Consider the following 8,817-nt stretch of genomic DNA (forward strand, 5'->3'; position numbering starts at 1 on the left):
CCCAACCCCGTTAGGAGAAACCCCATGGCCACAGTTGCTGTCACCGACGACACATTCGACGCCGAAGTCAAAAATTCCGATATCCCCGTTGTGGTAGATTTCTGGGCCGAATGGTGCGGCCCTTGCAAACAGATCGGCCCGGCCCTCGAAGAGCTGTCAGCCGAGATGGAAGGCAAAGTCAAAATCGTCAAAGTCGATGTTGACTCAAACCCCAATTCAGCCGCCGCAATGGGCGTGCGTGGCATCCCCGCGCTTTTCGTCTTCAAAGGCGGTGAGCCGGTGTCAAACCTCTCAGGCGCGCGCCCCAAGGCCCAGCTCCAGAGCTGGATCGAAGACGCGCTCTAAACCGAGCTGATCCTCAAAGAAAGCCCCGCCCTGTCACCCGACTGCGGCGGGGTTTTTTATGTCAGCCAACCCTGCGCGCGAAAGCGTGCCGCTATCTGGGCTTCTGCCTCTGGCCGCCCCGCGTTGATCGCTTGTTCCTGCCAGAACCACCACAGATAGCGCTCAAAAGCGGGGGTCATATCCGCCACGCGCCCCAGCGCCGCTTCAACGCCCAAATCATGCACATTCGCCGCGATATGGTGAAAATCTATCTGCGCAAAAAGCGCCGCTGGCTTGCCAAAAAAGTAGCCAAAGAAAGCCGCAGCAGAGTTCTGGCTCACCACATAGTCACAAGCGGGCAAATAGCGCTCCATCTGCCCCATCACGACAGTCACACGCGCAAAGCGTTTTTCGATCTGCTCCAACGCCTCAATATCCTGCGCGGCATAGCTCTCTTTGGGGTGCAGCCCGATCACCACATCGCGCTTGGCCTCAGCCGCCAAAACCGCCTCAACCATCTCAAGCGGCGACGCCGCCTGAAACGAGCGCCGCTCACCGAGCCGCCCTTGCAGCGGCACATAGACAAAGCCCTCGCGCCGCGCCACAGCGTCGCCAAACATCCGCTTGCGCCAATTGGCAACAAATCTGGCCGCCTTCTGCGCATCTACGCTCTCAGGCTCAAAATCAGAGCGCGCCACAGCCCACTCCCAGCGCTTGTCGCGCGCCTCAATCGCCCAGAACGGGTAGGCATAGACCCTGCGCATCACAAGCGTATCGCCCGTCATGGGCGGCCACATATGCACAAGCGCCCGCCCGCTCACATGCGCCATACGCTCTGCCTCATCAGCAAAGCGCACATCCAGCCCGCCACCGCGCAGCACACGTTCTACCTTGGCCAGAAAGTTGTGCTGCCCTGCGGCCGCACTTGCCTTCATCTCAGGCTCAAGAAAAATGGTCACAAGCTCACTCATACCCGAAGTGCTAGACGCGCAGAGGGCTGCAAACAAGCCAAACCTTGTGCTCCTGCCAACCAGCCGCCATATATTCCCCAAGACGAAGGAGGCCCAAATGGCACACTCAGATTTCCCCGGCTGGCACGGAACAACAATCGTCGCCGTCAAGAAAGATGGCGAAGTCACCATCGCTGGCGACGGTCAGGTCAGCCTCGGCCCAACGGTCATCAAAGGCACGGCCCGCAAGGTCCGCCGCATCTCTCCGGGCGGCCACGATGTGCTCGTCGGCTTCGCAGGCAGCACCGCTGACGCTTTCACACTGCTTGAGCGGTTAGAAGCCAAGCTTGAAGCCACACCTGGCCAACTCATCCGCGCCTGCGTAGAGCTCGCCAAAGACTGGCGCACCGACAAATACCTGCAAAAGCTCGAAGCCATGCTGCTGGTATCAGACGGCAAAGAACTCTTCGTCATCACAGGCGCAGGCGATGTGCTGGAGCCAGAACACAACGTCGCCGCCATCGGCTCTGGCGGCAACTTCGCCCTCGCCGCTGCCCGCGCCCAGATGGACACAGACAAATCCGCCGAAGACATCGCCCGCGCCGCCATGGCCATCGCCGCCGACATCTGCGTCTACACCAACGGCAAACTCACAGTCGAAACCATCAAAGGCTAACCCCTTTCTTTTTGCCCCAAATATCCCGGGGGTGAATGCCGAAGGCAGAGGGGGCAGCGCCCCCTCCACCGCGACGCCAAAGGCGGCGCAAACCCTGATCAAAGCGAGACCCGAATTATGACAGACCTCACCCCCCGCGAAATTGTCTCCGAACTTGACCGCTTCATCATTGGCCAGGCCGATGCCAAGCGCGCTGTCGCCGTCGCTCTGCGCTCCCGCTGGCGGCGCAAGCAGCTGTCCGATGACCTGCGCGATGAGGTCTATCCGAAGAACATCCTCATGATCGGCCCGACAGGCGTCGGCAAAACCGAAATCTCCCGCCGCCTCGCCAAACTCGCCCGCGCACCCTTCATCAAGGTCGAGGCAACCAAGTTCACCGAGGTCGGCTATGTCGGCCGCGATGTGGAGCAGATCATCCGCGACCTTGTCGATGCCGCAATCCTGCAAACCCGCGAACATATGCGCGAAGACGTAAAGGCCCGCGCCCACACCGCCGCACAAGAGCGCGTCATCACCGCGATAGCTGGCGAAGATGCCCGCGACGGCACGCGCGAAATGTTCCGCAAAAAGCTCAAATCAGGCGAGCTGGATGACACAATCATCGAGCTTGATGTCGCCGACACCTCCAACCCGATGGGCGGAATGTTCGACATCCCGGGTCAGCCCGGCGGCCAGATGGGCATGATGAACTTGGGCGATATTTTCGGCAAGGCCATGGGCGGGCGCACCACCCGCAAGAGCCTCACAGTCGCCGAAAGTTACGAGGTGCTCATCTCCGAAGAAGCCGACAAACTGCTCGATGACGAGCTGGTCACCAAAGCCGCGCTCGAAAGTGTGGAGCAAAACGGCATCGTCTTTCTTGACGAAATCGACAAAGTCGCCACCCGCCAAGACACGCGCGGCGGTGATGTCTCCCGCGAGGGCGTGCAGCGCGACCTGCTGCCGCTCATCGAGGGCACAACCGTCAGCACAAAGCACGGCGCGGTAAAGACCGACCATATCCTCTTCATCGCCTCGGGCGCATTCCACATCGCCAAGCCGTCCGACCTTCTGCCAGAGCTGCAAGGCCGCCTGCCCATCCGCGTCGAGCTGAACGCGCTCACAGAGAATGACTTCGTGCGCATCCTCACCGAGACAGACAACGCCCTGACGCTGCAATACACCGCCCTCATGGCCACAGAAGAGGTGGCTGTCAGCTTCACGACAGACGGCATCAAAGCGCTCGCCAAGATCGCAGCCGAGGTGAATTCAACGGTCGAGAATATCGGCGCGCGCCGCCTCTACACCGTGCTTGAGCGCGTCTTCGAAGAGCTGAGCTTCACAGCGCCCGACCGCGCAGGTGATAGCGTCACAGTCGATGCCGCCTTTGTCGAGGCCCACCTTGGTGCGCTCATGAAGTCGTCTGATTTGTCAGGCTATGTGCTCTAAGCTGCGCAAATGCGCGCAAGCCTAGGCTATATTTCGTGATTTACGCGCATATCTGAGCGCTTTCATGCTTCAGATTGCGCACTTCCCGCAGCTTGCCTGCGCTATCTTTCCTGTCAGCGCCACAGGAGAGCAAGCCCATGTCAGCCCAAACATACGTCTACCAGAACATCGCCCGCGCCCTCAAAGACCACGGCGTCGAAACGGTGTTTGGCCTCATGGGCGATGCCAACCTGTTCATGGTCGACAGCTTCGTGCGCGAGTGCGAGGGCCGCTTTGTGCCCGCCGCCCACGAAGGCAGCACAGTGCTCATGGCGCTGGCCTACACCCATGTATCTGGCAAGGTCGGTGTCGCCACCGTCACCCATGGCCCCGCGCTCACCAATTGCATGACAGCCCTGACCGAGGGCGCGCGCGGGCACATCCCTATGGTTTTGCTGGCGGGTGATACCCCCGTGGCCAACCCGCGCCACTTGCAAAGCACCGATCAGCGCGAGGTGGTCAAAGCCACAGGCTGCGGCTTTGAGCAGATGCGCACACCCGAGACCGTGGCGATGGATGTCGCCCGCGCCTTTTACCGCGCACAGGTCGAGCGGCGGCCCATCGTGCTCAACATGCCCGCCGACTTTATGTGGCAAGCGGCGGCGCACACGCCCCGTGTGCTTGATGTGTTTACCGCGCCGGGCGGTGTGGCCGAAGGCGAAATTCTCGACAATGCCATCGGCATGATCGCCTCTGCCCGCCGGCCGCTCATCCTCGCAGGCGCGGGCGCGGTCAAGGCGCGCGAACAGCTCATACGGCTGGCCGACAGGCTCGAAGCGCCCCTTGCCACAACACTCAAGGCAAAGGGCCTGTTCGCAGATCACCCTTACAACATAGATATTTTCGGTACGCTCAGCACACCTGCCGCCTACGAGCTGATCGCCCAGTCTGATTGTATCATCTGTTTTGGGGCGTCCCTGCACGACTTCACAACAGACCAAGGCAAGCTGATGAAAAAGAAACGCATCATTCAGATTGATGTGACACCCACAGCCATTGGCGGAGGCCTTCACCCTGATGCAGCCCTTGTCGCAGATGCTGGCCTGACAGCAGAGACAATCCTCTATTGGCTCAATGAAGCCGAAATACCGCCCAGCGGCTTCACGGCTGGATTGGCCACAACACAGCTCACAGAGCACCCTGTCGCGCCCAACAAGACAGCCGACGGCTGTATCAATTACATTCATGCGCTGGAGCGTCTGGAAGATGCGTTGCCCAAAGACCGCCTCCTTGTGACAGACGGGGGCCGCTTCATGACAGAGGTCTGGGTGCGCGTCTCTGTGCAGGGGCCGGAGAGCTTTGTCGCCACAACCAACTTCGGCTCCATCGGCATTGGCCTGCAAGAAGCCATCGGCGCAGGTGTGGCCGCGCCAGACAGGCCTGTTGCGCTCTTCACAGGCGATGGTGGCTTCATGATGGGGGGCATCAACGAGTTTAACACAGCCGTGCGTCTTGGCCTCGACCTGATCGTGATTGTCGCCAATGACAGCGCCTACGGCGCCGAACATATCCAGTTTATCGACCGCAAGATGGACCCTTCCCTGACAGAGTTCCACTGGCCCTCTTTTGCCGAGATCGGCACGTCTCTTGGCGGGCAAGGGTACATGGTGCGCAATGAATACGAGCTGGAGGTGGCCCTTGCCGCAATCCCAAGTCGCAAAGGCCCCATGCTGATCGAGCTTAAGCTCGACCCCCACGATGTGCCGCGCATGCGCATCTGAGGCGTCAGATAATCTCGTCTTCATCAAACAGCGACGCTTCTTCCAGCTGGGTATTCAGATCATCCACCGCCGCTTCGGCCACGTCGTTTGATTTCACGTCAGCAATATGAAAGAGCGCGTCGCCCTCATGCACCACAGGCATGACAGCACGGCCCACAATAATCCCGCCGTATTTTGTCGTCACCTCTATCTCCCGCTCTCCGAACGGATCAGAGATTGCCGCGACAACATCGCCCTCGCTCACCACATCGCCCTCGGCCTTGAAGGCTCGCAGCAAACCCCCCGCAGGCGCGCGCAGCCAGTGGCTGTCAGAGCAGAGCAGCGATTTGGCCTTCGGCTTCGCAATCCCGGCTGAGGGCAACAGGCCCACCGAGTTCAGCACCCGCAATATCCCCGCAAGCCCCGCGCGCACTGACATCTCGTCAAAGCGCATGCCCTCGCCCGCCTCGTACAGCAGCACGTCGACACCCTTCTTCTTGGCCTCTTGGCGCAGGCTGCCCTCGCGCAGCGCGCTGGTCAAAATCACCGGCGCACCAAACACCTCGGCCAGCCCGAGCGTGGCCCTGTTGCTGGCCGAAACACGCACCTGCGGCAGGTTCACCCGATGAACAGCCGCCGAATGCAGATCAATCCCCAGCGTCGAGCGCTCCACAATCTCGGTCATGAAAATATCCGCCAGCCGCGACGCTAGCGAGCCGTGCGGCGAGCCGGGGAAACAGCGGTTCAAATCGCGCCTGTCAGGCAAATAGCGCGAGTGGTTGAGAAAGCCGAAGGTGTTCACAATCGGCACAACAATCAGCGTGCCGCTCAGCTTCGCAAGGTTCTTCGCCCGCAACAGCCGCCGCACAATCTCGACCCCGATCACCTCGTCGCCATGGATGCCCGCGCTGACAAACACCACAGGCCCGTCCTTCTTGCCATGCACCACATGCGCCGACAGCGTCACAGGCGTGTGGTCCGACAAGGTGCTCACAGGGATGTTCACCGTCCGCCGCGTGCCCGCAAGCACCACATCTCCCGCTATCTCAAAGGCCTGCCGCTTGGTCATATCCCACCCCTTATCTCTGGCAGCAAACCCTGTCGCAGGTTTGCGCGCGAAGTCAATTTCTTCCGCACAATCGCGCCCCATAAAGGCGCTTGAGCATACCGCACCCCCCTTGCTACAAGGGCAAACAATGTAATCGGCTTGCCCGAGCCCCCAAAGTTGCGAAGCCTCATGCCAGCGCCCAAGCCAACCGCCACAGCCAAAGACAGGCTCGAATACGCGATCTTCGTGACACTCGTGTCGCTTCTGCGCGTGCTGCCCTTCCGCCAGCGCAGCGCCCTGATGGCTTGGATCATGTCACGCGTCATCGCCCCCTTGGCGGGCTATACCAAACGCGTTCACCAAAACCTCGACCTGATCTGGCCCGACATGCCGCGCGCAGAGCACAACGCCCTCGTCACCAGCGTCACCCGCCACACAGGCCGCACCATCTGCGAGCTCTTCTCCCCAAAAGACCTGACCCGCATGGCAAAAGAAACGCCGCTCACAGGCCCGGGCCTCGCCGCACTGCAAGAGGCGCAAAAAGCAGGCAAACCCGCCATCGTCATATCGGGCCACTTCGGCAACTACGACATCGTCCGCGCCGCGCTCATAAACGAGGGCTTTCACGTCGGCGGCCTCTACCGCCGCATGAACAACACGCTCATCCACAAGTTCTACCTCAACAACATCTCCACCATCGGCACACCCCTGTTCGAGCGGGGCCGCCCGGGCCTCGGCGCGATGCTGCGCCACCTGAAAGAAGGCGGCACCCTCGCCGCGCTCATCGACGTGCGCGTCAACAACGGCGTCCCGCTGCCCTTCCTCGGCCAACCGGCACTCACCGCCACATCCATGGCCGAACTGGCCCTGCGCTACGAGGCAACACTGGTGCCCGTCTACGGCATCCGCAGCGCCGACGCAGAGCACTTCACAACCTACCTCGACACGGCCATCCCCCTCACCGACCCCGAAACAATGACCCGCGCCCTCAACACCTCGCTCGAAGCCCGCGTCCGCGAAAACCCCGAACAATGGTTCTGGATCCACAACCGCTGGAAAGGTGGAACTGGGGGGTGAGGGCGGGAACCGGACATTCTCTGCAGTTTGTACAGAGGTCTGCTGAGCGGACGAAGCGGCCGTTCGCGACGCAGGCGAACGTCAGCCCCTGGGGTGGCGACCTAACGGTTTTGGAAAGGCGCTTCATGCCCGCCAAGCACATCCTCAGAACGAATGGCGCGCCTGCATCTGCCAAATCGCCAGCCCAAGGGAGGGGCTGACGATAGCCGGGCCGCTACGCGGCTGTTAACCGGCTTGGTGTTCCTAATCGAAGGTTCTCTCTGGGCTCAGACCTGCCGTTCTCTGCGGGCCGGTCGAAGGTCAGCTATGGGCCGGGAAGTGCTATTTAAGGTGCCATGATGGGCGGTGGTTTTCTTCGCTTGCCTGATAGCGCATTACCTGCAATCGCCGCGAGCAGAACTGCGCCGCCGATCAGGGTATTTACGGTCGTGGTTTCTCCCAGAAACAGCCAGACCCATAGTGGGCCGAGCAGGACCTCGGCCAGAGACAGCAAGGCGAGCTCTGCTGCGGGGAGGCTGCGCGATCCCAGCGTGTAGAGGATAAGACCGGCGCCAACCTGGAACACACCCATGCCCATCGCGATGCCGCCATCGCTGGGGCTCAAAACTACGGAGAGCCCGAGGCCAAAGCAGATCGCCAAGGTGATGGCGATCGCGAAGAGGCCCGAAAGGAAGACCGCTGGCAGCATCTCACCTGTTCGTCCCCACCGCAGCGCCACGGTGAAGACCGCGAAGCCGAAGGCCGATCCAAGCGCGGCAAGGCTGCCCTTGAGGGCGACGCCTCCGGACTTGTCGGCGACCATGATCGCGATTCCGCCAATTGCGACCGCGATCGCCACCCAAGTTGCGCCACGGACAGGCTCTTGCAAAACGATCCAACCAAGTACCGCGGCCATGAACGGCGCTGTCGCAAACAGCAGCATGGCATTCGCAACCGAGGTGTTCTGGATCGCGTAGATGCCCCCGGAATAGGCCGCAACCAGTGAAAGCCCCGCGATGATGGCCGGTGCGCCGACGCGGCGGATCTGAACGAAGGGGCTTTCGCCGGAGCGCACCCGAATGAGCACGTATAAAAAAAGCGACATGCTGATCGACCGATAGAGCAGAATTTGCCACACGACGGCATCTTCGATCAGGCGAATGCCAAGACCGACCGTTGACCAAAGAACCCCCGCCGCAAAGACGAAGAGCACGCCGTACTTGTGAGCATCTGCATTGGAAGAGGAAGGTGAGATAGATGTCATTTCGGGCCAATCAAAGAGGTCTCTCCAAGCAAGTTAGCTTCTCAGCCGGAATTTGGATTACTCATATGCGACATTGGCGCAGAATGCTGAGCGCGGTTTGCCTAACCAAGAATGCTGCGTGGTGCGCGAATGGCCGGTCTGGTGACGCTGCTGCGCAGCATTTAACACATCGGCCAGCGGCGGCTTTGGGCCGACACCAGACACCCATCCCCCCCACCGAACGCCCCGTTACCTAATTTTCTGTTAAAATCTCTGTCCAACAGGCGGTGCACGGGGGGTGCACGCGTGGTGCACGGGTTTCACCCCCCTGTTTCGGGGGGCTTGGCGGGCAT

General features: G+C 61.0%; 8 protein-coding genes. 5 read left to right on the forward strand and 3 right to left on the reverse strand.

Annotation, left to right across the window (positions count from 1 at the left end):
• The first annotated feature begins 24 nt into the window (after window positions 1-24).
• Window positions 25-345: a thioredoxin gene (gene trxA, locus ACTG3X_RS09665; RefSeq protein WP_439111055.1), complete on the forward strand. Its 321-nt coding sequence runs from the start codon at window positions 25-27 to the stop codon at window positions 343-345.
• A 56-nt stretch (window positions 346-401) separates the two neighbouring features.
• Here trxA and ACTG3X_RS09670 read toward each other — a convergent pair whose 3' ends face one another.
• Window positions 402-1,295 (reverse strand): hypothetical protein, encoded by an 894-nt coding sequence (locus tag ACTG3X_RS09670; protein ID WP_439111056.1) that lies wholly within the window; start codon window positions 1,293-1,295, stop codon window positions 402-404.
• Window positions 1,296-1,392: 97 nt separating this feature from the next.
• Between ACTG3X_RS09670 and hslV the strand changes: the two genes are divergently transcribed.
• The 3 genes from hslV (at window position 1,393) to ACTG3X_RS09685 (ending at window position 5,138) form a co-directional block, all read left to right on the forward strand.
• Window positions 1,393-1,950 carry an ATP-dependent protease subunit HslV gene (gene hslV, locus ACTG3X_RS09675; RefSeq protein WP_439111057.1) on the forward strand — a complete coding sequence of 186 codons (558 nt, stop codon included), beginning with the start codon at window positions 1,393-1,395 and terminating at the stop codon, window positions 1,948-1,950.
• A gap of 117 nt (window positions 1,951-2,067) precedes the next feature.
• A complete protein-coding gene (gene hslU / locus ACTG3X_RS09680) occupies window positions 2,068-3,378 on the forward strand; it encodes an ATP-dependent protease ATPase subunit HslU (RefSeq protein WP_439111058.1) in 1,311 nt (436 codons plus the stop codon).
• Between the two features lie 137 nt (window positions 3,379-3,515).
• The gene (locus ACTG3X_RS09685) at window positions 3,516-5,138 is read left to right on the forward strand and encodes a thiamine pyrophosphate-binding protein (RefSeq protein ID WP_439111059.1); all 1,623 of its coding nucleotides are present in this window, start codon (window positions 3,516-3,518) and stop codon (window positions 5,136-5,138) included.
• Window positions 5,139-5,142: 4 nt separating this feature from the next.
• Here ACTG3X_RS09685 and ACTG3X_RS09690 read toward each other — a convergent pair whose 3' ends face one another.
• Complete coding sequence (locus ACTG3X_RS09690; protein ID WP_439111060.1) at window positions 5,143-6,186, reverse strand: succinylglutamate desuccinylase/aspartoacylase family protein; 1,044 nt, start codon at window positions 6,184-6,186, stop codon at window positions 5,143-5,145.
• A 168-nt stretch (window positions 6,187-6,354) separates the two neighbouring features.
• On the opposite strand from ACTG3X_RS09690, the gene ACTG3X_RS09695 reads away from it, so the two are divergent.
• Entirely contained in the window at window positions 6,355-7,242 is an 888-nt protein-coding gene (locus ACTG3X_RS09695) for a lysophospholipid acyltransferase family protein (protein WP_439111061.1), read from the forward strand.
• 325 nt (window positions 7,243-7,567) lie between these two features.
• Here the strand turns inward: ACTG3X_RS09695 and ACTG3X_RS09700 are convergent, their stop codons facing one another.
• Window positions 7,568-8,485: a DMT family transporter gene (locus ACTG3X_RS09700; RefSeq protein ID WP_439111062.1), complete on the reverse strand. Its 918-nt coding sequence runs from the start codon at window positions 8,483-8,485 to the stop codon at window positions 7,568-7,570.
• Window positions 8,486-8,817 lie beyond the last annotated feature (332 nt).

It is taken from the genome of Lentibacter sp. (assembly GCF_965658795.1).
In the GTDB taxonomy this organism is placed as follows: Bacteria; Pseudomonadota; Alphaproteobacteria; order Rhodobacterales; family Rhodobacteraceae; genus Lentibacter.